This is a genomic window from Pseudomonas beijingensis (assembly GCF_030687295.1).
GTDB lineage: Bacteria > Pseudomonadota > Gammaproteobacteria > Pseudomonadales > Pseudomonadaceae > Aquipseudomonas > Aquipseudomonas beijingensis.
Map to the genome: position 1 here is coordinate 573,863 of NZ_CP117425.1, position 25,157 is coordinate 599,019.

Sequence of the window (25,157 nt, forward strand, 5' to 3'; positions counted from 1 at the left end):
GCCTGATTGATACCCACTTTCCCGGCGGTACCCGAGTGGTCCGGAGCCGGGTGTATACTCGACTTTCGCGCTAAACGCGCTTGCAGGTCTTGCGAACATGACGCAAATTTCAGAACGCCTTCTGGTCCAAGCCCACCTCGACGCCAAGCAGCCCAAGCCGCTGACCGCCGAGCAAGAGGCCTGGTACCGCGCCGCCATCGCCGCCGAGCTCAAGGCTCAGGACGCGGTGCTGGTCGCGCACTTCTACTGCGACCCGATCATCCAGGCCCTGGCCGAAGAAACCGGTGGTTGCGTGTCCGACTCCCTGGAAATGGCCCGCTTCGGCAATGCCCACCCAGCCAAGACCGTGGTGGTGGCTGGGGTCAAGTTCATGGGCGAGACCGCCAAGATCCTCAACCCCGAAAAACGAGTGTTGATGCCCACCCTGGAAGCCACCTGCTCCCTGGACCTGGGCTGCCCGGTGGACGAGTTCTCGGCATTCTGCGACCAGCATCCGGAGCGCACCGTGGTGGTCTATGCCAACACCTCGGCCGCGGTCAAGGCCCGGGCTGACTGGGTGGTGACGTCCAGTTGCGCGCTGGAAATCGTCGAGAGCCTGATGGACAACGGCGAGACGATCATCTGGGGGCCGGACAAGCACCTGGGCACGTACATCCAGCGCAAGACCGGCGCTGACATGCTGCTCTGGGACGGAGCCTGCATCGTCCACGAAGAGTTCAAGTCCAAGCAGTTGGAAGACATGAAGGCGCTGTACCCGGACGCCGCGATCCTGGTGCACCCGGAGTCGCCGACGTCGGTGATTGAACTGGCCGACGCGGTGGGCTCCACCAGCCAGTTGATCGCCGCGGCCCAGAGCCTGCCGAACAAGACGCTGATCGTCGCCACCGACCGGGGCATTTTCTACAAGATGCAGCAGCTGTGCCCGGACAAGGTCTTCATCGAAGCCCCTACCGCCGGTAACGGCGCGGCGTGCCGCAGTTGCGCGCACTGCCCATGGATGGCCATGAACACCTTGGAGCGCACGCTCAAGAGCTTGCAGGAAGGCGCCAACGAGATCTTCGTCGACCCGGCGCTGATCCCCCAGGCGATTCGCCCGCTCAAGCGCATGTTGGACTTCACCCAGGCGGCGCGGATGAAATTGGCGGGGAATGCCTGAGGCTGAAGAGGATTTCGAGACTTGCGAGGCTTTCTTGTGGCGAGGGGATTTATCCCCGTTGGGCTGCGAAGCGGCCCCATTTGTTCATTCTGACACTCCGTGGTGTCAGGTTTTAGGGCTGCTGCGCAGCCCAGCGGGGATAAATCCCCTCGCCACAAATGTATTCACCTTTCTGATTAGGTGGTGTCACTTGGTCTTCTTGGGAATCCGCACCAACTGCGTATCCGAGTAGATGTCATGCCAGCTGCGCTGGCGCTTGTCGAACAGCGCCCAGATGAAGCCCAGCCCCACCAGCAGCAGTGACGCAATCGACACCACGAACCGCAACAGCGCCTGCCACAGGCTGATGGCCGTGCCATCGGCGTTCTGTACGCGGATGCACCACACCTGCATGCCCAGGGTCTGGCCGTTGTGGGTCCAGAACTTGGCGAAGAAGCCGAACAGTACGAACAGCAGCACGGTGGACAGCAGCGGATCGCCGTCCAGCGCACCGGCTTCGGTCAGGGCGCGCATTTTTTCTTCGCCGATGATCGCCATCTGGATCATCTTGTAGGCTCCGCTGGTGACAATCAGCAGCGCCGTGCACAGCAAGAAGTCATAAAACATCGCTGCCAGGCGACGGCCCAGGCCGGCGGGAGGAAAGTCGCCTTGGGGAGTGAGCAGGTGTTTCGGCATGACGGCCTCGGCTGAAAAAAGAAGCCATTTTACGGATTTACGCCCATAAAAAAGCCCCTGATATCAATCAGGGGCTTTTTAGTGTGCGAAAGCCTTAGGCTTCGGCTTGAACCTCGTCAGCCTGCATGCCTTTCTGGCCTTGCACAGCAACGAAAGTGACTTTCTGGCCTTCTTTCAGGCTCTTGAAGCCGTTGCCCTGGATGGCGCGGAAATGCACGAACAGGTCCGGACCGCTTTCAGGCGTGATAAAACCAAAACCCTTTTCGTCGTTGAACCACTTGACGGTACCGCTCTGACGTTGAGACATTTTCTTATTTCCTTTGACGCTAAAATTGATGACAGCCTCTTTCGCATGAAAGAGTACTGGGGCTGGGTTGCAGGAAAGTAAGAGACGTCGAACGGGATGTAGCGAACTTCATAAGCTACTGCCCAGGTCACGATTCCAAGCGACCCATGCAAACACAGTGAGCAAACTCTACGCCAACTTCGAATAAAAAAACAACCCCCCGGCAGGCCCCGTATTTGCTCAGCTTGCCAGCATTTACGCAAGTTGCGGAGCGGCGCTTATTCGATAGGCTAGTTCAATTGTTTACGATCGTTATAAGGTCGGTTGAATGCATAAAAATATGCACCTTTTTATGGCGGTTGCGTGACACATTAGTGCACGTATAACGCAACCGCGTTACTTATAGAAACAGTCAATCAACCACGGTAGTAGCGCTGTGGAACGAATGGCATTTTGCTTACAAGCAAAGGCACCTTTTTCCCACGCACAATGGCCCAGACTGGCGTATCCAGTGCCACATAGGCGCTGTCCAGGTAACCCATCGCCAGCGGAGCGCCCAAGGTCGGGCCGAAACCGCCGCTGCACACAGAGCCGATGATCTCGCCCGCTTCGTTGACGATCTCCGCGCCTTCACGCACCGGTGTGCGTTCCTGGGGCAGCAGGCCGACACGTTTGCGCTTCACGCCGCCCTGTTGTTGGGCGAACACGGTTTCAGCCCCGGGGAAACCACCGGCGCGAGCGCCATCGCCACGGCGCACTTTGGAAATGGCCCACAACAGGCTGGCTTCGATCGGTGTCGTCTCGGTGTTCATGTCGTGGCCATACAGGCACAGGCCGGCTTCCAGGCGCAGGGAGTCACGGGCGCCAAGGCCGATGGCCGCGACTTCCGGCTCGGCCAGCAAGGCGCGGGCGAGTTTTTCCGCGTCGGCGGCGGGTACGGAGATTTCGAAACCGTCTTCACCGGTGTAGCCCGAACGGCTGACAAAGCAGTCCACGCCCAACAGCGTGACGCGCTGGAACTGCATGAAGGTCATCTTCGCCACGTCCGGCGCCAGGCGGGCGAGCACGGTGACGGCGGCCGGGCCTTGCAGGGCGAGCAGGGCACGGGCTTCGAACAGCGGCTCGATGCTGCACTGCGCGCCAATGTGGGCCCGCAGGTGAGCCAAGTCCTGATCCTTGCAGGCGGCGTTGACCACCAGGAACAGTTCGTCATTGCCCAGGTTGGCGACCATCAGGTCATCAAGGATGCCGCCGTTGTCGTTGGTGAACATGGCGTAGCGCTGCATGCCCACCGGCAGGTCGATGATGTCCACCGGCACCAGGGTTTCCAGGGCCTTGGCAGCGCCTGCGCCGGTCAGGCGGATCTGGCCCATGTGGGACACGTCGAACAACCCGGCCTGATCGCGGGTGTGCTGGTGTTCCTTCATCACGCCCAGTGGGTACTGCACCGGCATGTCGTAGCCGGCGAATGGCACCATGCGGGCGCCGAGTTCGAGGTGCAGGGCGTGCAGCGGGGTTTTCAACAGTTGTTCGGTGGACATATCAACTCCTGGAAAATGAAAATGACGCGCGTCAGCATTCGATGATGTTGACCGCCAGACCGCCGCGGGCGGTCTCTTTGTATTTGCTTTTCATGTCGGCGCCGGTCTGGCGCATGGTGCGGATGACTTTGTCGAGGGAGACGAAGTGATGCCCATCGCCGCGCATGGCCATGCGCACCGCGTTGATGGCTTTCACTGAGCCCATGGCGTTGCGTTCGATGCACGGCACTTGCACCAGGCCGCCAATCGGGTCGCAGGTCAGGCCGAGGTTGTGTTCCATGCCGATTTCGGCGGCGTTTTCCACTTGCTGCACGCTGCCGCCGAGCACTTCGCACAAGGCACCGGCGGCCATGGAGCAGGCCACGCCCACTTCACCCTGGCAACCGACTTCGGCACCGGAGATGGAGGCGTTTTCCTTGTACAGGATGCCGATGGCGGCGGCGGTCAGCAGAAAGCGCACCACGCCATCCTCGCTGGCGCCGGGGATAAAGCGCATGTAGTAATGCAGCACGGCCGGGACGATGCCCGCAGCCCCGTTGGTAGGGGCGGTGACAACGCGCCCGCCATAGGCGTTTTCTTCGTTGACGGCCAAGGCATACAGGTTGACCCAGTCCAGCACCGACAGCGGGTCGCGCAGTGCGGCTTCCGGGTTCTTGCACAACTGGCGGTGCAATGCCGCGGCCCGGCGCTTGACCTTTAGCCCGCCCGGCAGAATCCCTTCGTTACGGCAGCCGGCCGCCACGCAATCCTGCATCACTTGCCAGATTTTCAGCAGCCCGGCGCGGGTCTCGGCTTCGGGGCGCCAGGCGCTTTCGTTGGTCAGCATCACCTGGCTGATGGACAGGCCATAGGTGCTGCAATGGCCCAGCAGGTCCTTGGCGCTTTTGAACGGGAAGGTCAGGGGCGTGGCGTCTTCGACGATGCGATCGGCGCCGGCGGCGTCTTCGTCCACGACAAAGCCGCCACCGACCGAGTAGTACTCGCGGCTGCGCACTTGCAGCCCGGCGGCATCGAAGGCGCGGAAGATCATGCCGTTGGGGTGAAAGGCCAGCGGCTTGCGGATCATCGCCAAGTGCAGCTTTTCATTGAATTCGATGGCGTGTTCGCCGAGCAAGTTGAGGCGACCGCTGCTGCGGATCGCTTGCAGGCGGGTGTCGACGGTTTCGGTGTCCACAGTGTCGGGGTGCTCACCTTCCAGGCCCAGCAGAACGGCCTTGTCACTGCCGTGGCCCTTGCCGGTGGCGCCGAGCGAGCCGTAGAGCTCGACTTTGACGCTGGCAGTGTTTTCAAGCAGATCGTCACGGCGCAGCCCCTCGGCGAAACGGGCAGCGGCACGCATCGGGCCGACGGTATGGGAGCTGGACGGGCCGATGCCGATCTTGAACAGGTCGAACACGCTTAACGACATGGTGTTTCTCCGGTTTCTTTTTATGAGGATCGACGGTTGAAAGGCTTGGCACATTCCCCTTGTGGGAGCGAGCTTGCTCGCGATAGCGGAGTGTCAGTCAACATCTCTGTCAGCTGTCACACCGCTATCGCGAGCAAGCTCGCTCCCACAGGGGGAGGTGGTTTCCTTGAGGCAGTGATCTTCCACAAGGTTTGCGGTGTTGTTGAGAGGGCGGGCAAACCCGCCCCCTCCACAGGTCAAGCGTAGCTTTCGATCGACGGGCAGGCGCAGACCAGGTTGCGGTCGCCGAACACGTTGTCGACCCGGCCCACCGGCGGCCAGTACTTGCCATCGATTAACGATGCCAGTGGGTACACCGCCTGTTCGCGGCTGTACGGGTGAGTCCACTCGCCGACCAGCTCCGCCGCAGTGTGCGGGGCGTTTTTCAGCGGGTTGTCGTCTTTGTCCAGGCTGCCGTTTTCCACCGCGCGGATTTCTTCGCGGATGCAGATCATGGCGTCGCAGAAGCGGTCCAGCTCTTCCTTGGATTCGCTTTCCGTCGGCTCGATCATCAACGTGCCGGCCACCGGGAACGACATGGTCGGGGCGTGGAAACCGAAGTCGATCAGGCGCTTGGCCACGTCATCGACGCTGATGCCACTGCTGTCCTTGAGCGGACGCAGGTCGAGGATGCATTCGTGGGCCACCAGGCCGTTGCTGCCGGAGTAGAGCACTGGGTAGTGTTCTTCCAGGCGACGGGCGATGTAGTTGGCGTTGAGGATCGCCAACTGCGAGGCGCGCTTGAGGCCGGCGCCGCCCATCATGCGGATGTACATCCAGGTGATCGGCAGGATGCTCGCGCTGCCGAACGGCGCCGCGCACACCGCGCCTTCCTTGCGTTCCATGTTGGCATGGCCCGGCAGGAACGGCGCCAGGTGCGACTTGACACCAATCGGGCCGACGCCCGGGCCGCCACCGCCGTGAGGGATGCAGAAAGTCTTGTGCAGGTTCAGGTGCGACACGTCGCCGCCGAACTTGCCCGGGGCGCAGAGGCCGACCATGGCGTTCATGTTGGCGCCGTCGATGTACACCTGGCCGCCGTTGTCATGAATGATGCCGCAGATTTCGCGGATGCCTTCTTCGAACACGCCGTGGGTGGACGGGTAGGTGATCATCAATGCGGCGAGGTGTTCGCGGTGCTCGATGGCCTTGGCCCGCAGGTCTTCGATGTCGACGTTGCCACGGGCATCGCAGGCGGTCACGACCACGCGCATGCCGGCCATGTTGGCGGTGGCCGGGTTGGTGCCGTGGGCCGAGGACGGGATCAGGCAGATGTCGCGACGGTCTTCGCCACGGCTCTGGTGATACGCACGGATCGCCAGCAGGCCGGCGTATTCGCCCTGGGAGCCGGCGTTGGGTTGCAGCGACACCGCGTCATAGCCGGTGGCGGCGCAGAGCATGGCTTCCAGCTCGTCGGTCAGTTGCTGGTAGCCGGCGCTTTGCTCGGCGGGGGCGAACGGGTGCAGGGCACCGAACTCGGCCCAGGTCACCGGGATCATCTCGCTTGCGGCGTTGAGTTTCATGGTGCAGGAACCCAGCGGGATCATGGTGCGATCCAGAGCCAGGTCCTTGTCGGCGAGCTTGCGCAGGTAACGCATCAGCTCGGTTTCGGAATGATAGCGGTTGAACACCGGGTGGCTGAGGATCGCCGATTGGCGCACCAGTTCGGCCGGGATGCGGCTTTGCACGCTGGCGGCCAGCGTCGCGAAGTCTGGCAGGGCCTTGCCGTCGGCCAACAAGCTCCACAGCGCTTCGATGTCAGCTTGGCTGGTGGTTTCGTCCAGGGACAGGCCCAGGCGTTCAGCGTCCACCACCCGCAGGTTGATGCGTTGGGCGCGAGCCATGTCGTGCAGGGCGGCGGTTTGCGCGCCGGTGTGCAGGGTCAGGGTGTCGAAGAAACTGTCTTGCTCGATGCTCAGGCCCAGCGCGCCGAGGCCCTTGGCGAGGATCGCGGTCAGGTGATGGATGCGATTGGCAATTTGCACCAGGCCCTTGGGACCGTGGTACACGGCGTACATGCTGGCGATGTTGGCCAGCAGCACCTGGGCGGTGCAGATGTTGCTCGTGGCTTTCTCGCGGCGGATGTGTTGCTCGCGGGTCTGCATCGCCAGGCGCAGGGCCGGCTTGCCGAAACGGTCTACGGAAACGCCGACCAGACGGCCTGGCATGTCGCGCTTGAAGGCGTCCTTGGTGGAGAAATAGGCCGCGTGCGGGCCACCGAAGCCCAGTGGCACGCCGAAGCGCTGGGCGCTGCCGATGGCGACGTCGGCGCCGAACTCACCCGGCGGGGTCAGCAAGGTCAGGGCCAGCAGGTCCGCTGCAACGGCCACCAGGGCGTTGGCGGTGTGGAAGCGTTCGGTCAGTTCGCGGTAGTCGAACAGGTCGCCGTTACTGGCCGGGTATTGCAGCAGTGCGCCGAAGAAACCGCTAACGTCGCTCAGTTCGCGCTCATCGCCCACCACCACGTCGATGCCCAGGGGCTCGGCACGGGTGCGCAATACGTCGAGGGTTTGCGGGTGGCTGTGCACGGAGGCGAAGAAGGCGTTGCTGCCCTTGTTCTTGCTCAGGCGCTTGCAGAAGGTCATGGCTTCGGCGGCGGCGGTGGCTTCGTCGAGCAAAGAGGCGTTGGCGATCGGCAGGCCGGTGAGGTCGCTGATCAGGGTCTGGAAGTTCAACAGCGCTTCGAGACGGCCCTGGGAAATTTCTGGCTGATACGGCGTGTAGGCGGTGTACCAGGCCGGGTTTTCCAGCAGGTTGCGCAGGATCGGTGCCGGTGTATGGCAGTTGTAGTAGCCCTGGCCGATGTAGGTCTTGAACAGCTGGTTTTTGCCGGCGATGGCTTTGATCGAGGCCAGTGCGTCGGCTTCGCTCTGGCCGTCGCCCATATCCAGCACGCTGGTGCCCTTGATGCTTTCCGGAATGACGCTGGCGCTCAGGGCTTCCAGGGAGTCGAAGCCCAGGCGCTCGAGCATGGCTTGCTCGTCGCTTGCACGCGGGCCAATGTGGCGAGCGATGAATTCGTTGGCGGTGCCGAGATTAACGGTCATGGTGCGCTCCTCAGGCTTCGGCGTTGGCTTTGATCAGGCGATCGTAGGCGTCTTGATCCAACAGCTTAGCCACTGCGTCGGCGTCGGTCGGTTTAAAGCGGAAGAACCAGCCTTCGCCCATCGGATCTTCGTTGACCAGTTCTGGACTTGCGTCGAGTTTTTCGTTCACTTCGAGCACTTCACCGTCCAGGGGCATGTACACACCGCTGGCGGCCTTGACCGACTCCACGGTGGAGGCTTCGGCGCCTTTGTCATAGGCCTGCAATTCAGGCAGTTGCACAAAAACCACGTCGCCCAACGCGTTCTGCGCGAAAGCGGTAATGCCTACGGTGACGCTGCCGTCGGCTTCGGTGCGCAGCCATTCGTGATCTTCAGTGAAACGCAACTCGCTCATGGAAACTCCTGGGGCCAGATTCGTCTGGTGGACGCGAAGAAAGGCGCGGGGCTTGGCCCGGCCGAATGGCTATACCCATAGCAAGAATGCGGCCAATGTTATTAATGGCTTATATATCCATGATTTGAGTGGTTTGGCCTAGGTTTGGATAGGCTTGGCTGTAGCGAAATCGCTACAGCTGGACGCCTGGAAAAAATTGTTGTGGGATCAAAGCCTTGCACAGTGCAGGTTAGCGCAGACTGTAGCGATATCGTTCCACTGTAGCGCTTTCAGTACAGGTGGAGGTCGGTTTTGGATGCGCTGCATAGCCTTTGTGGGAGCGAGCTTGCTCGCGATAGCGGTGGGTCGTCAACGCAGAGGCTGGCTGGGAGATCGCCATCGCGAGCAAGCTCGCTCCCAAAGGGGAATGTGGAGGAGCGAAGAACTATGGCTTCCCGGAAATCCCGTACTTGCGCAACCGATGGGCAATCGCGGTGTGGGAGGTTTGCAGGCGGCTGGCCAACTGGCGGGTGGACGGGTAGTTGGCGTAAAGGCTTTCGAGCAGGTGCTTCTCAAAGCTTTCCACGGCCTGTTCCAGGCTTTCGACTTCCACATCGCCCTGGCGCGCCACGGAGGTGCCGGCGATGTCCAGGTCGCCGATGTCCACCAGGCTGCTTTCGCAGATGGCGGCGGCGCGGAAGATCACGTTCTGCAATTGCCGCACGTTGCCCGGCCAGCGGTTGCCCAGCAGCGCTGGATAAGTACCAGGGGCCAGGCGACAGACCGGGCGCTGGATTTGCGCGCAGGCTTGCTGCATGAAGTAACGCGCCAGCAGCAGGATGTCCTGGCCGCGTTCACGCAGTGGCGGGACTTCGACATTGAGCACGTTCAGGCGATAGAACAGGTCTTCGCGGAACGAGCCCTCGCTGACCATTTTCTCCAGATTGCGGTGGGTGGCGCTGAGGATCCGCACGTTGACCTTGATTTCCCGGTCGCCGCCCACCCGGCGGAAGCTGCCATCGTTCAAGAAACGCAGCAGCTTGGCTTGCAGGTACGGCGACATCTCGCCGATTTCATCGAGAAAGACCGTGCCCTGGTTTGCCAACTCCATCAGCCCAGGCTTGCCGCCCCGTTGCGCCCCGGTGAAGGCGCCGGGGGCGTAGCCGAACAGCTCGCTTTCCGCCAGGTTCTCCGGCAGCGCGGCGCAGTTCAGGGCCAGGAACGGCGCGCTGTGACGGGCGCTGATGGCGTGGCAGGCCCGGGCCACCAGTTCCTTGCCGGTGCCGGTTTCGCCTTGGATCAGCAGCGGTGCATCCAGGGCCGCGACCCGCTGGGCCCGGGCCTTGAGGGTGCGGATCGCCGGGGATTCACCCAGCAGCGCGTCAAAACCTTCGGCGTGGTCATGGTGCAGAGCCGACAGCCGTTCGCCGATGCGATTGGGCTGATAGAGCGTCAGCAGCGCGCCGGCGTCGGTGATGGGCGTGGCGTCCAGCAGCAAGGTCTGGCCATTGAGGGTGACCTCCCGCAGCGGCAGGCGGAAACCGTTTTCCAGCAGGGCGCCGAGCAATGCCTCGTCACTGAACAGCTCGGCCACGCTTTCCCCGGCCGGTTCACGACCGTACAGGGCGATCAGCGCCGGGTTGGCCAGCAACACCTTGCCCACGCTGTCCAGGGCCAGCACCGGGTCGGTCATGGCGGCGAGCAAGGCATCGAGCTGCAAGTGCCGACGCTGGCCCGGCAGGATGTCCACCACGGTGACCGCCTGCACCCCTTGCACGCTGAACAGTGCTTCGCGCAGCTCGTCAAGCACTTGCGGGCTGAGGGTCGGGGCGTCGATGTAGACGTTGGGTGGCACCATCTCCACCGCATCCAGGTTGAGATTGCGCCCACCGAGCAAGGCCAGGACTTCCTGGGTGATGCCGACGCGGTCGATGAAACTGACGTGGATACGCATGGGGCGGTTTTGGGTTCTGGGATGCGGAGGGTGGCCAGTATGCCTTGGGGCGGGCTGTTGGTGAAATCCTGGCGCAGTACTTGAGAACGACGGTGATCCCCCTGTGGGAGCGAGCTTGCTCGCGATAGCGGTGTATCAGTCATTAAAAGGGTGGCTGACACTCTGCTATCGCGAGCAAGCTCGCTCCCACAAAGGCGTTCACAAGTGGCAGCTACAATCCAACATCCCACTCTGGTATCTCGGGAAACTTCAGCACCAGAAAATCCAGCAGGCTGCGCAACGCCGAGGGCATGTGCTTGCGTGAGGCATATACCGCGTACATGTTCATTCGGCGCGGTTCGGCATGGGGCAGCAGGCGGATCAGTTCGCCGTTCTTGATGTGGGCGCCGGCCTGGTAGCTGGGCAGCATCGCCACGCCTGCGCCGGCTATCGTGGCCTGAAGCAAGGTGCTGGCTTCGTTGGCGCTGATATTGCCTTGTACCGGCACCGAGACCTGCTCGCCGTCCTGCTCGAAATGCCACAGGCTCTTGCCGACGTAAGAGTGGGTCAGGCAGTTGTGCCGGCTCAGGTCTTCCACGCGCAGCGGTGTCGAGTGTTCATGCAGATACCGCGGCGAGGCGCAGATCACCGAGCGGCAGACCGTGAGGCGGCGGGCGATCAGGTTCGGGTCCAGATCGTTGCTCATGCGGATCGCCAGGTCGATGCGTTCGTCCACCAGGTTCACGGTGCGGTCGAGCATCTGCAGGTCGACGCTCACCCCGGGGTAGCGCTTGACGTAGTCGGCCATGGCGTTCGCCAGTTGGGCCTGGCCGAACGAGGTGCTGGCACTGATGCGCAGCATGCCCCGTGGTGCGTCGTCCGGGGTGCTGACGGCGGCTTGCATATCGCCGGACAGCTCCAGCATCTGCCGGCAGCGCGGCAGGATCTCGGAGCCTGCGGCCGTCAGGCTCAGTTTGCGGGTGGTGCGGTGCATCAGCCGGGCCCCGACCCAATCTTCCAGCTCCGCCAGATAGCGCGACACCACCGGCCGCGACAGGTCCAGATGCTCGGCCGCCGCCGACTGGCTGCCCAGGTCGACCACTGTGACGAAGACCCGCATTGCTTGTAGACGATCCATGATTTGCCCGCTTTCAGAAACAAACTATGTCCCAGCATCGCATTTTTTGTAACGAGTCAGGCAACTAAGCTCAGTCTCATTCCCCTGACGGGTTTTTGGACAACGGAGCACACCATGACCGGCTTTATCCCACTCAAGCGCCTACTGCTGGCAACCGCCGCCCTGGCCTTCACTGCCCAGAGCTGGGCCGCTGACTTGACGCTCGACGTCTACAACCCTGGCGCGGCGGCGGTTTTCCCGGTGACGTCGGTGTTGGTCAGCGGTGAAAAAGAGGCGATTTTGGTGGACGCCCAGTTCGGCAAATCCCAGGCCGCCCAGGTGGTGGAGAAAATCCGCGCCAGTGGCAAGCGATTGACCACGATCTACATCAGCCATGGCGATCCTGACTACTATTTTGGTCTGGAGACCCTCACCGCCGCGTTCCCTGAGGCCAAGGTGCTGGCGTCCGCGCCGACTGTCGAACACATCAAGCACACCATGGACGGCAAGCTGAAATATTGGGGGCCGATCCTGAAGACCGATGCACCGACCAAAGCCATCGTGCCCCAAGTGCTCAAGGGCGACAGCCTGACCCTGGAAGGCCAGCGCTTGCAGGTCGTGGGCCTCGATGGCCCGCAACCGGACCGCAGTTTCGTGTGGATTCCATCGATCAAGGCGGTGGTTGGCGGTGTGGTGGTGGCTGAGAACATTCATGTGTGGATGGCCGATACCCAGACGCCGCAGTCCCACAAGGATTGGCTGGCGACTCTCGCCAACATTGAAAAACTGCAACCGAGCACGGTGATCCCGGGTCACTACCTGGGTGACAGCGCCCGTTCCCTGGCCCCGGTGCGCTTCACCGCCGGTTACATCAAGGCTTTCGACGAAGAAACCGCCAAGGCCAAGGATTCCGCCGCGCTGATCCGCGCCATGAAACTACGCTATCCGGACCTGGGTGAAGACAGCTCCCTGGAGCTCAGTGCCAAGGTGGCGAAGGGCGAGATGAAGTGGTGAGGTATTGAAGCAGCGATGAGGCTGGGCTGATGAGCTTTTGTGGCGAGGGAGCTTGCTCCCGCTGGGCTGCGCAGCGGCCCCAATGCCAGCCAATGAGTTCTACCTGGCACACCGCATGAGCATTTTTGCGACTGCTGCGCAGCCGAGCGGGAGCAAGCTCCCTCGCCACAAGGGCTTCATTTCAAGCCACGAAGGTTCTGTCACTTGGAAATATTCAAGTAACCGCTTCAATAGCATCTTTGTGTAATCACTGGAGAACACCATGAGCAAAATCGCAATCATCGGCGCCACCGGGCGTGCGGGTAGCCAACTGTTGGAAGAGGCCCTGCGCCGTGGTCACAGCGTGACGGCCATTGCCCGCAATACCGCGAAAATCGGCGAAAGGGCCGGGGTGGTCAGCAAGCAACTGGACGTATTGGACAGCGAGGCGTTGATCGCCGCCATCGACGGGCATGACGTGGTGATCAGTGCCGCGCACTTTGCCAGCGTGCCGGCCGACAAGGTCATCGCACCGGTGAAAGCCGCCGGGGTCAAGCGCTTGCTGGTGGTCGGCGGGGCCGGTTCGTTGCTGCTGCCGGATAACAGCCGGGTGATCGACAGCGACGGCTTTCCGGAGGAGTACTTGGCCGAAGCCAGTGCCGGTGCATTGTTCCTGGATGTGCTGCGCAAGGAACAGGACCTGGACTGGACCTTCCTCTCGCCTTCGGCGGAGTTCGTCGAAACCGAGCGCACCGGGCAATTCCGTGTTGGCAAGGACCACCTGCTGTTCGATGACACCGGGCGCAGCTGGATCAGCTTCGCCGACTACGCCATTGCGATGATCGATGAAGTGGAAACGCCGCAGTTTTCGCGGGCGCGGTTTACCGTCGGCTATTGATCTCAGGGATTAGCCGTGAACCCGCACCCAAACGCTGACCAGCACCGTCGCCGCCATCAGCCAGGCGACGGCTGCCACGGCCAATGAGGCTTCGAGGCGCATCCGGTCGACCATCACGTACAGCGTCGCGAGATAGACGAAGTACGGAATGATCGACCACATGCCAAAGACGATGGTGGTCTTCAGGTCGTCCACCGAGCGGCCCTTGCCGACAATGTAGTGGGCAATCAGGGCAAAGGTCGGGAACAGCGGCACCAGCCCGGCGATGTAGTAATTCTTGGTCTTGGCCAGCATCGCCAGGATAACCACCACGGCCGCACCCAGCGCCGCCTTGAAAATCAGATCCACACGTTCACCATTCGGTTAATGGCTCAGGCCATATTTTTTGACTTTGTCGAACAGCGTGGTCTTGGCCATGCCCAGTTCCTGGCTGGCCTGGGTCAGGTTGCCACCGCTGCGTTGCAGGGCGTCCACCAGCAGGTTGCGCTCGAAGGCTTCCACCGCTTCGGCGAAGGCCAGGCCCTGGTTGCCGCCGCTGGCGCCGGAGCGCTTGAATGCCGGCAGGCCCAGGGCGTAGCGCTCGGCGACGTTGCGCAGTTCGCGCACGTTGCCCGGCCAGTCGTGGCTCATCAGGTTCGACAGGGTCTGGTTGTCCAGCTCCGGCACCGTGCGGTCGAAGCGCAGGGACGACTGCTGAAGAAAATGCTCGAACAGTTGCAGGATGTCTTCGCGCCGCTCGCGCAGGGGCGGCAGCTCCAAGGTCACCACGTTGAGGCGGTAATACAGGTCACTGCGGAATTGCCCGGACCGGCCCATTTCGTCCAGGTCGGACTTGGTGGCGGCGATCACCCGGCAATCCACCGCCACGCTCTGGTTTGAGCCCAGGCGTTCGAGGGTGCGTTCCTGCAGCACGCGCAGCAACTTGATCTGCAAGGGCAGGGGCATGCTTTCCACTTCATCGAGAAACAGCGTGCCGCCATCGGCGTGCTCGATCTTGCCGATCCGACGTTTACCGGCACCGGTGAAGGCATTGGCCTCGTGGCCGAAAATCTCGCTTTCGAACAGGTTCTCCGGCAGGCCGCCGCAGTTCAGCGCGACGAACTGCTTGTCGTGGCGCCGACTGAAATCATGCAGGCAGCGGGCGACCAGTTCCTTGCCGGTGCCAGTTTCGCCCTCGATCAGCACGTTGGCCGAGGTGTCGGCGACGTTGGCGATCAGCGCACGCAGGTGCTGCATGGCCGGCGAGCGACCGATGATCCGGCCTTCCAGGGAATCGCGCTCGGCCAGTTGCCGACGCAGCGATGACACTTCCCGGGCCAGGCTGCGCTGTTCCAGGGCGCGGCGGGCGACATCCACCAGGCGCTCAGGGGAGAAGGGTTTCTCCATGAAGTCATAGGCGCCTTTTTGCATGGCGCCCACGGCCATGGAAATGTCGCCGTGGCCGGTGATCAACACCACCGGCAGGCTGCGGTCCCGCGCCTTGAGGCGGGTCAGCAGTTCCAGGCCGTCGATGCCCGGCAGGCGAATGTCGCTGATGACGATGCCGGCAAAGTTATCGTCGACCCGCTCCAGGGCCTCTTCGGCGCTACCCACGCCGATGCAGGGAATGTCTTCCAGGCTCAGGGCCTGCTGGCAACCCAGCAGGACGTGGGGGTCGTCTTCGACGATCAGTACGCTCAGGTCGTGGTTCATAGCGGCTCGGCAGGTGAAAGGCTGACCAACGGTAGATTGAGGACAAACGTAGTGCCACGCTCAAGCGGGTACTCGACACCCAAATGCCCACCCGCGGCGGCGGCCAGGCTCGCCGAGAGCGTCAGGCCCAGGCCCAGGCCCTGTTCGCCAGGTTTGGTGGTGAAGAACGGTTCGAACAAATGCTTGCGGGCTTCAGGATCGATGCCGTGACCATTGTCCCGCACCCGCAGGCGATATTTGCCGTCGGCGGCCTGGCCGTCGAGCCACAGTTTCGGCTCGGGTTGCGTCTGCATCGCGTCCAGGGCATTGCCGATCAGGTTCACCAGGATCTGTTCCAGGCGGGTCTGGTCAATTTGCAATTGGACGTCATCGAAACTGCTGTGGATCTGGATGTCCAGGTTTTCCAGGCGCCCACCCAGCAGTTGCAACGCAGCCTCGACGGCCTTGCCCAGGCTTGCCCGGCCCTGGTCATCGCCGCGCCGGGCGAAGGCGCGCAGGCTGGCGGTGATCCGGCCCATGCGGTCGATCAATTCGTTGATGGTCTTGAGGTTGGTGCTGGCGATGTCCAACTGGCCGCGCTCCAGGAAGCGCACGGTATTGCCGGACAAGGTGCGCAGCGCCGCCAGCGGCTGGTTGAGTTCATGGGCGATGCTGGTGGACATCTGGCCGATGGCCGCCAGTTTTCCGGCCTGGACCAGTTCGTCCTGGGCCCGGCGCAAGGTCTCTTCGGCCTGGCGCCGCTCGCGGATCTGGCCCTTGAGTCGTTCGTTGCTGGCGCGCAGGTCGGTGGTGCGTTCGGTAATCCGACGCTCGAGCTGGTTGTTGGCTTCCTGCAAGGCTTCCCGGGCCGCAAGGCGGGTGGCGATGACCTTGCGCCGTTCGTTCCAGGCGATCAGCAGGAACGCCACCAGGGCGAAGGCCACGGCCACCAGGATGCCTTGGTTGATCGCCTGGCGACGCAGGTCTTCAAGGGGCGTCAGCAGGGTGAAGTTCCACGGGGTATCGCTCAAGGGCCGGGTTTGCGACAAGTAGCTGATGGCGCGCTCGTCGGACACCAGCTCGCTGTTCGCCGGGAAGGTCAGCTTCTCCATGCCTTCGGCCAGGCGTTCCCGGGCCAGGGGCACCAGTTCATTGAGCGGGAACCAATAATATTGCAGGCTGCGGGCCAGGCGTTCCTTGGTCTCATCGCTCAGCGGGCGCACCGACTTGAGCCGTCGCGCTGGATCGCTGGACAGGATGATGATGCCGTTCTCATCACTGACGAACGCCTCCAGCCGCGCTCGCTGCCAGCGCTCCTCCATGGCTTCGAGGCGCACCTTGACCACGGCCACGCCGATGATCTTGCCTTGTTGCTCCAAGCCATGGGCCAGGTAGTAGCCGGGTTCGCCATTGGTGCTGCCGATGCCGTAGAAGCGTCCCGGCTGGCCGCGTACGGCGTTCTGGAAATAGGCGCGAAAGGACAGGTCTTCGCCCAGATAACTGTCGACATCGCGCCAGTTGCTGGTGGCCATGACCCGGCCAGTGGTGTCCATGACGTAGATGGCCCGGCTGCGACTGCGGCGGTTCAGGCCTTCGAGGTATTCGTTGACGGTCTTGCGATGCTCGGGCGTCGGGTCGTCGAGCAGTTGCGAGACGCTTGATTCAAGCTCCAGCAGGCTGGGCAGGTAGGTGTACTTGCTGATCTCGCTCTCGACCGCACGGGCGTGCAGCTCCAACTGGCGCTCGCCGTTCTCGGCGAGGCCACGTACGCCATAGTGCTCGCTGATCCAGAAGCCGAGGTAACCCAGGCCGATCATCAGCGCAATGACCAGTGGCGGCAGGAACAGATGGCGGATCAGGCGGGGTTTCACGGCGAGTGATGGCGGCGCTGCGCGATAGAGGGTGGGGTCGCATTTCATCACAGAAGCCTTGGGTCAACCACAACACAAATCGACAAGCCAACACTTCTCCCTTGTGGGAGCGGGCTTGCTCGCGATGACTGCTGATCAGTCGACAATAAGGTGACTGGCAGTCCGCTATCGCGAGCAAGCTCGCTCCCACAGTGGGGAGCGGTGTTTTTAGTGCTGCAGGATTTTCTCAAGGAAATGCTGCGCACGTTCGGAGCGGGCGCTGATGTCGCCGAAGAACTCTTCTTTCTTGCAGTCTTCGATGATCTGGCCCTGGTCCATGAAGATCACCCGGTTCGCCACTTTGCGGGCGAAGCCCATTTCGTGGGTCACGCACATCATGGTCATGCCTTCGTGGGCCAGTTGCACCATCACATCGAGCACTTCGTTGACCATTTCCGGGTCAAGGGCCGAGGTCGGTTCGTCGAACAACATCACCACCGGGTCCATCGCCAGGGCACGGGCAATCGCCACGCGTTGCTGCTGGCCGCCGGAGAGCTGGCCCGGGTGCTTGTGGGCGTGGGCAGAAAGGCCAACGCGCTCAAGCAGTTGCAGGCCCTTCTTGGTGGCTTCTTCCTTGCTGCGGCCCAGCACCTTGATCTGCGCGATAGTCAGGTTCTCGGTGATGGTCAGGTGCGGAAACAGTTCGAAATGCTGGAACACCATGCCCACGCGCGAACGCAGTTTCGGCAGGTTGGTCTTCGGGTCGGCGATGGAGGTGCCATCGACCACGATGTCGCCTTTCTGGAACGGCTCCAGGGCGTTCACGCACTTGATCAGCGTGGATTTGCCCGAGCCCGATGGCCCGCACACCACCACAACTTCACCCTTGCTGACCTCGGTGCTGCAATTGGTCAGTACCTGGAAGTCCCCATACCACTTGTTGATGTTCTTGATAGAGATCATACGGCGAACCTTTTTTGCAGACGCTTGACCAGCAGCGAGGCGGCAAAGCTGATTGTGAAGTACACGAGACCTGCGATGATCAGGAACTCATTGGAGCGGCCGATGATGTCGCCACTGGCCCGCGAAGCATTGAGGAAGTCCACCAGGCCGACCGTGTAGACCAGCGAGGTGTCCTGAAACAGGATGATGCTCTGTTGCAGCAGCAGCGGGGTCATCTTGCGAAACGCCTGGGGCAGGATGATCAGGCGCATGGTCTGGCCATAGTTCATGCCCAGCGCCTGTGCCGCGCCCATCTGGCCTTTGGAGATGGACTGCACGCCGGCCCGCACGATTTCGCAGAAATACGCCGCCTCGAACATCATGAACGCCACGACGCAGGAACCGAACGCACCGATCGGCGTGTCCTCGCCGGTGATCCAGCGCAGCACGAACGGCACCGCCAGGTAGAACCAGGTGATGACCAGCAGCAGCGGGATCGAGCGAAAATAGTTGACGTAGGCGCCAGCGATGTTGGAGACCAGCTTGTTGTGGGACAGGCGCATCAGCGCCAGGATGGTCCCCAGGATGATCCCGCCGACGACGCCCAGGGCCATCAGCTTGAGGGTCATCACCATGCCGTTCCACAAGCCGGGAATGGCCGGGACGATGCCAGTGAAGTCGAATTCCATTATTTACCCCCCACGGAGATCAGGCCGGGCACCGCGACTTTCTTCTCGACCATGCGCATGAGCAGCATCAGGCTCATGTTCAGGGTGAAGTAGATCAGCGTCGCCAGGGTGAAGGCTTCGAACAGGTTGGCGGAGAACTCGGCGGTCTGTTTGGTCTGCGCGAGCAGTTCCATCAGGCCGATCAGCGAGGCTACGGAGGAGTTCTTGAAGACGTTGAGGAATTCCGAGGTAAGCGGCGGAATGATGATCCGGTAGGCCTGGGGCAGCAGCACGTTCCAGTAGATCTGCGGCAGCTTGAAGCCCATGGCACGGGCGGCGGACTCCTGGCCGCGCGGCAGCGCCTGGATGCCGGTGCGCACTTGTTCGCAGACCCGGGCGGCGGTGAACAGGCCCAGGCACACCACGACGCTCAGGTAGGCCGAGGTGGTCGGGTTCAGGTCCTGCTTGTACCACTCCTGCAGATCGGCGGGCAGCAGGTCCGGCACCAGGAAGTACCAGATGAACAGCTGAACCAGCAGCGGCACGTTACGGAAAAGCTCCACATAGCAGGTGGCGATACCCGACACCAGCCGGTTCGGCACGGTGCGCATCACGCCAAGCACCGAGCCCAGCAGCAGGGCGATGATCCAGGCCACGACGGCGATAGCAATGGTCCAGCCCAGGCCGGCCACGTACCAGTCGAGATAGGTCTCGCTGCCCACGCCGGTGGACTTGAAGAACACGCCCCAGTCCCAGTTGTAATTCATTAGGGTCTCCCCTCAGATCGTTCGATATACAAATGCCCGCCTGGGGAAACTCCGTTCCCGCCCGGCTTGGAGGCCAGGCACACGCGTTCGGCTCGACAGCCACCGGTTCGAGTGTTTCCAGATTTGCCAGCAGGGAGTGACCATCCCCTGAAAGGGCCGGGCCCCTTCAGGAGATAAGGTTAGTCAGAAATCAGGATTTCTTGTCGTCAGCCGCTTTATCGGTCGGCTTGGCGATCAGTGCCTTGAGTTCTTCGCTCATCGGGAAGTTCAGGTTCAGGCCTTTTGGCGGGATTGGCTGCATGAACCATTTTTCGTAGATCTTGTTGATCTCGCCCGAAGCGTAGGTGGCCTTGATGGCGTCATCCACAGCCTTTTTGAACGGCTCGTCGCCCTTGCGCATCATGCAGCCGTAGATTTCGTAAGACTGTGGCGTACCGGTGACGGCCCAGTCGTCGGCTTTCTTGGCCTTGGCGGCTTCGCCGGCCAGCAGGGCGTCGTCCATCATGAACGCGACGGCACGGCCGCCTTCGAGCATCTGGAAGGATTCGCCATGGTCCTTGGCGGAGATAACGTTCATGCCCATTTGCTTGTCGGCGTTCATGGACTTGAGCAGGCGCTCGGACGTGGTGCCGGCGGTGGTCACGACGTTCTTGCCCTTGAGGTCGTCGAAATCCTTGTACTTGGAGTCTTTCTTGGACAGCAGGCGGGTGCCGATCTCGAAGATGCCCACGGAGAAGTCAACTTGCTGCTGACGCTCGACGTTGTTGGTGGTGGAGCCGCACTCCAGGTCCACGGTACCGTTCTGCACCAGCGGGATACGGGTTTGCGAGGTGACCAGGTTGTACTTGACCTGCAGGTTCGGCAGGTCCAGGTCCTTCTTGATCGCTTCGACGACTTTCAGTTGGATGTCGTGGGAGTAGCCGACCGGCTTGCCGGAAGCGTCCGCGATGTAGGAGAACGGAATGGAAGCGTCGCGATGCCCAAGCGTAATGACGCCGGACTCTTTGATCTTTTTCAGTGTGCCGGTCAGTTCGGCTGCGAAAACCGGAGTGCTGATCAGAGCGGCAGCAATGGCTGCGCCCAGGAGATGGGGAACGATACGCATCGATGTTTCCTCGACATTGTTTTTTTTATTTCGGCCGGTTCGTCGGCCCTGAGTACTTCGAAATGCCTGGCAGCTCCTGGTGTGTTGGCGTGCAGGCATTCGTCTCGAGGAGTGTAGAGCATGACTCGTGCCAGGCCAGGGCATCTTGGTTAACTTGTTGTTTTAACTGGTAATTAATGTTTTGTTTCAGGTTTTATGCGGAGGGCTTTATCCGGTTAGCCGAATTGACTGGCGGGTCGTGTTCGGAAAACCGAATGGCTTGAGCCTGTCTCGATCCAGTGTGGGAGCGAGCTTGCTCGCGATAGCGGTGTGTCAGTCACATAGGGTTGAATGTGCTGGCGTCATCGCGAGCAAGCTCGCTCCCACAGGGGGCTGCGGTGTGTTGCGCAATGCAAAAAAAGCCCCTGAATCGCGGGATTCAGGGGCTTTGGGTTTTGCGGGATATCAGTCAGGCCGCTTCGATCTTGCGACGGTTGTGCTCGACCTTATCCAGGTACTGTTGCAGCTTCTCCTGTTCGGCCGCGGTGGTGAACAAACCCAGCTTGCTGCGGCGCCAGAGGATGTCCTGGGCGTCGACGGCCCATTCGTCGCTGCACAGATAATCGACTTCGCGGGTGTAGAGGCCGGCGCCGAGGTGTTCGCCCAGGTCGCCCAGGTCATGCACGCCTTCGAGCATGCGCCAGGTACGGCTGCCATAGGTGGTGGCCCAGCGCCGGGCGATGTCGGTCGGCAGCCAGTCGAACTTGTCACGTAACGCCGAGCACAGCGCTTGCGGGGTGGTCATGTTTTCGCCGCCGGGGAGGGCTTCTATGGCGGTCCAGCTTCCGCGCATCTGCGTGAAGTAGGGAGCCAGTTGCGCCATGGCCGATTCTGCCAGTTTGCGATAAGTGGTCAGCTTGCCGCCGAACACCGACAGCAACGGGGCTTCTTCGCCGCCGCCCGACAGCGCCAGGGTGTAGTCCCGGGTCACGGCCGATGGGTTGTCGGATTCGTCGTTGCACAGCGGACGGACACCGGAATAGCTGTGCAGGATATCGTCGCGGCTGATCTGCTTCTTGAAGTGGGCGTTGACCACCTTCAGCAGATAATCGGTTTCACCTTCGGTAATCGCTACCTTGGCCGGATCGCCGGTGTATTCGCGATCCGTCGTACCGATCAGGGTGAACTGGTTCAGGTACGGAATGGTGAACACGATGCGCTGATCTTCGTTTTGAAGAATGTGCGCGTGCTCGCCTTCGTAGAGTTTCGGCACGATCAGGTGGCTGCCCTGGATCAGGCGGATGCCGTAGGGCGACTCCATTTTCAGGTCATCGCGAATGAACTTGGCGACCCACGGCCCGGCGGCGTTCACCAGCGCCTTGGCGCGGATCGAAAACAGGCTGCCGTCGGCACGTTCCAGGTGCAAGTGCCACAGGCCTTTGCTGCGACGAGCATTCACGCAACGGGTGCGGGTGTGGACATGCGCGCCTTTTTCCCGGGCAGCCATGGCGTTGAGCACCACCAGCCGCGCGTCGTCGACCCAGCAGTCGGAATATTCGAAACCTTTGGTGATCTCGCTTTTCAATGCGCTGTCGGCACCGAACTTCAAGCTTTTCGAGCCGGCGAGCTGTTCACGTTTGCCCAGGTGATCGTAAAGGAACAGGCCAGCGCGAATCATCCAGGCCGGGCGCAGGTGCGGGCGGTGGGGCAACACGAAGCGCATTTGCTTGACGATGTGCGGGGCCTTGGTCAGCAGCACTTCGCGTTCGGCCAGGGCTTCACGCACCAGGCGGAATTCATAATGTTCAAGGTAACGCAGGCCGCCATGGATCAGCTTGCTGCTGGCCGACGAGGTATGGCTGGCCAGGTCGTCCTTTTCGCAAAGGAACACCGAAAGACCGCGACCGGCAGCGTCCGCGGCAATCCCCACGCCATTGATACCGCCACCAATGACGGCGACGTCATAGATCTCGGCGAGAGGGGGCGTAGGCAAGGTAGAAGTGGACATCGGCTGGCCTCGGGTTTTTTTTCGTAATATTTGAATTCGAACATAAATGTTCATTTGCGAAAATACTAGCCCATAAACAACGCAACAGCCAGTCGGCTTCGATTGAAAATACTGATCAAAGGAAGCTAAAAGGAAAATTTTCGAACACGAAGAGAGGTTGAAGTCGACGGGGGAGCAGTTGTGGCGAGGGAATTTGTGGGAGCAAAGCTTGCTCGCGAAACAGGCGCTTCGTACTTTGTAGAAACCGCGTCGTCTTCATCGCGGGCAAGCCTTGCTCCCACAGCCGGTCTTGCCACAGGGTATTGGAGGAGGCGTTAAACCACCTCCAGCCGAATCTTGTGCTGGCTCAGCAATTGCGCCAGGGCCGGCACCGGTTGCTGATCGGTCACCAGGCAGTCGATCAGGCTGATAGGCCCCAGGCGGACCATGGCGTTGCGCCCGAATTTACTGGAGTCCGCCGCCAACAGCACTTGTCGGGCGTTGGCGATGATCGCCTGGGAAACCCGCACTTCCTGGTAGTCGAAGTCCAGCAGACTGCCGTCTTCATCGATCCCGCTGATGCCCACCAGGGCGAAGTCGACCTTGAACTGGTTGATGAAGTCGACGCTGGCCTGACCCACTACGCCGCCGTCACGTCGTACGTTGCCGCCGGCGATCAGGACTTCGAAGTCGTCCTTGGCACTGAGGATCGACGCCACATGCAGGTTATTGGTGATGACCTTCAGATGGTTGTGATTGAGCAGTGCCCGGGCGATGGATTCGGTGGTGGTGCCGATGTTGATGAACAGCGAGGCGTGATCGGGGATCTGGGCGGCGATGGCTTCGGCGATGCGTTGCTTCTCGTCGCGCATCTGGTCGGCGCGCATGGCGTAGGCGGTGTTTTCCACGCTTGAATCGTAGGCGGCGCCGCCGTGATAGCGGCGCAGCAGGTTCACTTCCGCCAGTTGATTGATGTCGCGGCGGATGGTTTGCGGGGTGACGACGAATAACTGCGCCATTTCCTCGATGCTGACATAGCCGCGTTCGCGGACCAGTTCGAGGATTTGCTGCTGGCGGGGAGGCAGATTCATGGGGCTTCCTTTGGGCTGCCATACAAAATTTGCCCATGATGCCGCAGGAATCCACTCCCGACCAGTTACAGAACCTTATCCGGCTTTATTCAGCGTCTTCGTGGGGCTCCCAATCGCGGGTGCGGCTGACCGCTTTCTGCCAGCCGGCATAGAGTTTTTCTTTCGCTGCCTCGTCCAGTTGCGGTTCGAATTCGCGCTCGATCACCGCTTTGCCGCGCAGTTCCTCCAGGCTGCCCCAGAAGCCGCACGCCAGGCCGGCCAGGTACGCCGCACCCAGGGCCGTGGTTTCACGCATTTTCGGTCGCTCGACCTGGGTGCCGAGAATGTCGGCCTGGAACTGCATCAGGAAGTTGTTTGCCACCGCGCCACCGTCGACGCGCAGGGCCCTGAGGCGTTCACCCGAATCCTGTTGCATGGCGTCGAGGACGTCGCGGGTCTGGTAGGCAATCGACTCCAGGGCTGCGCGAATAATGTGATCGACCCGTACGCCACGGGTCAGGCCGAACAGCGCGCCGCGGGCATAGGGGTCCCAATACGGCGCGCCCAGGCCGGTGAAGGCGGGCACCAGGTACACGCCGTTGCTGTCCTTGACCTTGTTGGCAAAGTATTCGGTATCCAGGGCATCGTTGATGATCTTCAGTTCATCGCGTAGCCATTGGACCGTGGAGCCGCCATTGAAGACGGCGCCTTCCAGGGCATAGGCCACTTCGCCACGGGGGCCGCAGGCGATGGTGGTGAGCATGCCGTGATTGGATTTGACGGCCTTTTTACCGGTGTTCATCAACAGGAAGCAGCCGGTGCCGTAGGTGTTTTTCGCCTGGCCCGGCTCCACGCACATCTGGCCGAACAGGGCGGCCTGCTGGTCGCCGGCGATGCCACCGATGGCGATGCCGCTCTTGGTGCGGCCATAGATTTGCGAGGACGATTTCACTTCGGGGAGCATTTCGCGGGGGATGTCGAGGATCTCGAGCATCTTGGCGTCCCATTCCAGGGAGTGGATGTTGAAGAGCATGGTGCGCGAGGCGTTGGTGTAGTCGGTGACGTGGACCTTGCCGCCGGTGAATTTCCAGATCAGCCAGCTATCGACCGTGCCGAACAGCAACTCACCGTTGCGCGCACGCTCGCGGCTGCCTTCGACGTTGTCCAGGATCCACTTGAGCTTGGTGCCGGAAAAGTACGGGTCGGTGACCAGGCCGGTGGTCTGGCTGATGTAGTGCTCGTGGCCGTCGCGCTTGAGCTGTTGGCAGATCTCGGTACTGCGCCGGCACTGCCAAACAATGGCGTTGTAGATCGGCCGGCCGGTGGTCTTGTCCCAGACCACGGTGGTTTCCCGCTGGTTGGTGATGCCGATGGCGGCGACCTGGTCGTGGTGCAGGCCGGCCTGGGCCAGGGCTTCGACCATGACCGCGCTCTGGGTGGCGAAGATTTCCATCGGGTCGTGTTCGACCCAGCCGGCCTGCGGGTAATGCTGGGCGAATTCGCGTTGGGCGGTGCAGATCACGTTGGCGTCACGGTCGAAGATGATTGCCCGCGAGCTGGTCGTACCCTGGTCGAGGGCAATGATGTAGTTCTTGTTCTGGATATCGGTCATTTCGATTGCCTCGGGTCTTTCATAAAGGGAGACGTAAATA

The 25,157-nt window shown here is 61.6% G+C and carries 21 protein-coding genes; 3 read left to right on the forward strand and 18 right to left on the reverse strand.

The window, feature by feature from the left end:
• The first annotated feature begins 97 nt into the window (after positions 1–97).
• Positions 98–1,156: a quinolinate synthase NadA gene (gene nadA / locus PSH84_RS02635; protein WP_122569375.1), complete on the forward strand. Its 1,059-nt coding sequence runs from the start codon at positions 98–100 to the stop codon at positions 1,154–1,156.
• 186 nt (positions 1,157–1,342) lie between these two features.
• On the opposite strand, the gene PSH84_RS02640 is transcribed toward nadA, so the two are convergent.
• The 8 genes from PSH84_RS02640 to PSH84_RS02675 all read right to left on the reverse strand — a co-directional run bounded on the left by PSH84_RS02640 (position 1,343) and on the right by PSH84_RS02675 (position 11,596).
• Positions 1,343–1,831, reverse strand: coding sequence for an RDD family protein (locus PSH84_RS02640; RefSeq protein ID WP_053124591.1), 489 nt, complete (start codon positions 1,829–1,831; stop codon positions 1,343–1,345).
• Between the two features lie 94 nt (positions 1,832–1,925).
• The gene (locus tag PSH84_RS02645) at positions 1,926–2,138 is read right to left on the reverse strand and encodes a cold-shock protein (protein WP_003175786.1); all 213 of its coding nucleotides are present in this window, start codon (positions 2,136–2,138) and stop codon (positions 1,926–1,928) included.
• A 395-nt stretch (positions 2,139–2,533) separates the two neighbouring features.
• A complete protein-coding gene (gene gcvT / locus PSH84_RS02650; protein ID WP_122569374.1) occupies positions 2,534–3,658 on the reverse strand; it encodes a glycine cleavage system aminomethyltransferase GcvT in 1,125 nt (374 codons plus the stop codon).
• A 31-nt stretch (positions 3,659–3,689) separates the two neighbouring features.
• Positions 3,690–5,066 carry an L-serine ammonia-lyase gene (locus PSH84_RS02655; protein WP_122569373.1) on the reverse strand — a complete coding sequence of 459 codons (1,377 nt, stop codon included), beginning with the start codon at positions 5,064–5,066 and terminating at the stop codon, positions 3,690–3,692.
• A gap of 236 nt (positions 5,067–5,302) precedes the next feature.
• A complete protein-coding gene (gene gcvP / locus PSH84_RS02660; RefSeq protein WP_122569372.1) occupies positions 5,303–8,152 on the reverse strand; it encodes an aminomethyl-transferring glycine dehydrogenase in 2,850 nt (949 codons plus the stop codon).
• A gap of 10 nt (positions 8,153–8,162) precedes the next feature.
• A complete protein-coding gene (gcvH, locus tag PSH84_RS02665; protein ID WP_122569371.1) occupies positions 8,163–8,546 on the reverse strand; it encodes a glycine cleavage system protein GcvH in 384 nt (127 codons plus the stop codon).
• 424 nt (positions 8,547–8,970) lie between these two features.
• A complete protein-coding gene (gcsR, locus tag PSH84_RS02670; RefSeq protein WP_122569370.1) occupies positions 8,971–10,479 on the reverse strand; it encodes a transcriptional regulator GcsR in 1,509 nt (502 codons plus the stop codon).
• A 211-nt stretch (positions 10,480–10,690) separates the two neighbouring features.
• Complete coding sequence (locus tag PSH84_RS02675) at positions 10,691–11,596, reverse strand: LysR family transcriptional regulator (RefSeq protein ID WP_305468223.1); 906 nt, start codon at positions 11,594–11,596, stop codon at positions 10,691–10,693.
• 114 nt (positions 11,597–11,710) lie between these two features.
• Here PSH84_RS02675 and PSH84_RS02680 point away from each other — a divergent pair, with 114 nt between their 5' ends.
• Together PSH84_RS02680 and PSH84_RS02685 are read left to right on the forward strand one after the other, a co-directional pair.
• Positions 11,711–12,589: an MBL fold metallo-hydrolase gene (locus PSH84_RS02680; RefSeq protein WP_305468221.1), complete on the forward strand. Its 879-nt coding sequence runs from the start codon at positions 11,711–11,713 to the stop codon at positions 12,587–12,589.
• A gap of 262 nt (positions 12,590–12,851) precedes the next feature.
• Positions 12,852–13,466: an NAD(P)-dependent oxidoreductase gene (locus PSH84_RS02685; RefSeq protein ID WP_122569366.1), complete on the forward strand. Its 615-nt coding sequence runs from the start codon at positions 12,852–12,854 to the stop codon at positions 13,464–13,466.
• Between the two features lie 9 nt (positions 13,467–13,475).
• On the opposite strand, the gene PSH84_RS02690 is transcribed toward PSH84_RS02685, so the two are convergent.
• The 10 genes from PSH84_RS02690 to glpK form a co-directional block, all read right to left on the reverse strand.
• Positions 13,476–13,805 (reverse strand): GlpM family protein, encoded by a 330-nt coding sequence (locus tag PSH84_RS02690; RefSeq protein WP_161796659.1) that lies wholly within the window; start codon positions 13,803–13,805, stop codon positions 13,476–13,478.
• A gap of 24 nt (positions 13,806–13,829) precedes the next feature.
• The gene (aauR, locus tag PSH84_RS02695) at positions 13,830–15,110 is read right to left on the reverse strand and encodes a two-component response regulator AauR (protein ID WP_240998552.1); all 1,281 of its coding nucleotides are present in this window, start codon (positions 15,108–15,110) and stop codon (positions 13,830–13,832) included.
• A gap of 44 nt (positions 15,111–15,154) precedes the next feature.
• A complete protein-coding gene (gene aauS / locus PSH84_RS02700) occupies positions 15,155–17,056 on the reverse strand; it encodes a two-component sensor histidine kinase AauS (protein WP_122569363.1) in 1,902 nt (633 codons plus the stop codon).
• A 159-nt stretch (positions 17,057–17,215) separates the two neighbouring features.
• A complete protein-coding gene (locus tag PSH84_RS02705; protein WP_003204983.1) occupies positions 17,216–17,950 on the reverse strand; it encodes an amino acid ABC transporter ATP-binding protein in 735 nt (244 codons plus the stop codon).
• Complete coding sequence (locus tag PSH84_RS02710) at positions 17,947–18,618, reverse strand: amino acid ABC transporter permease (protein WP_122569362.1); 672 nt, start codon at positions 18,616–18,618, stop codon at positions 17,947–17,949. The genes PSH84_RS02705 and PSH84_RS02710 overlap by 4 nt, the downstream gene beginning before the upstream one ends.
• Complete coding sequence (locus tag PSH84_RS02715; protein ID WP_305468219.1) at positions 18,618–19,364, reverse strand: amino acid ABC transporter permease; 747 nt, start codon at positions 19,362–19,364, stop codon at positions 18,618–18,620. The genes PSH84_RS02710 and PSH84_RS02715 overlap by 1 nt, the downstream gene beginning before the upstream one ends.
• A 190-nt stretch (positions 19,365–19,554) precedes the next feature.
• A complete protein-coding gene (locus PSH84_RS02720) occupies positions 19,555–20,469 on the reverse strand; it encodes a glutamate/aspartate ABC transporter substrate-binding protein (protein ID WP_122569360.1) in 915 nt (304 codons plus the stop codon).
• Between the two features lie 448 nt (positions 20,470–20,917).
• On the reverse strand, positions 20,918–22,456 hold the full coding sequence (gene glpD, locus PSH84_RS02725) for a glycerol-3-phosphate dehydrogenase (protein ID WP_305482251.1): 1,539 nt from the start codon (positions 22,454–22,456) through the stop codon (positions 20,918–20,920).
• Between the two features lie 314 nt (positions 22,457–22,770).
• The gene (locus tag PSH84_RS02730; protein WP_003204973.1) at positions 22,771–23,526 is read right to left on the reverse strand and encodes a DeoR/GlpR family transcriptional regulator; all 756 of its coding nucleotides are present in this window, start codon (positions 23,524–23,526) and stop codon (positions 22,771–22,773) included.
• Positions 23,527–23,611: 85 nt separating this feature from the next.
• Positions 23,612–25,117, reverse strand: coding sequence for a glycerol kinase GlpK (gene glpK / locus PSH84_RS02735; protein ID WP_305482252.1), 1,506 nt, complete (start codon positions 25,115–25,117; stop codon positions 23,612–23,614).
• Positions 25,118–25,157: the final 40 nt, after the last annotated feature.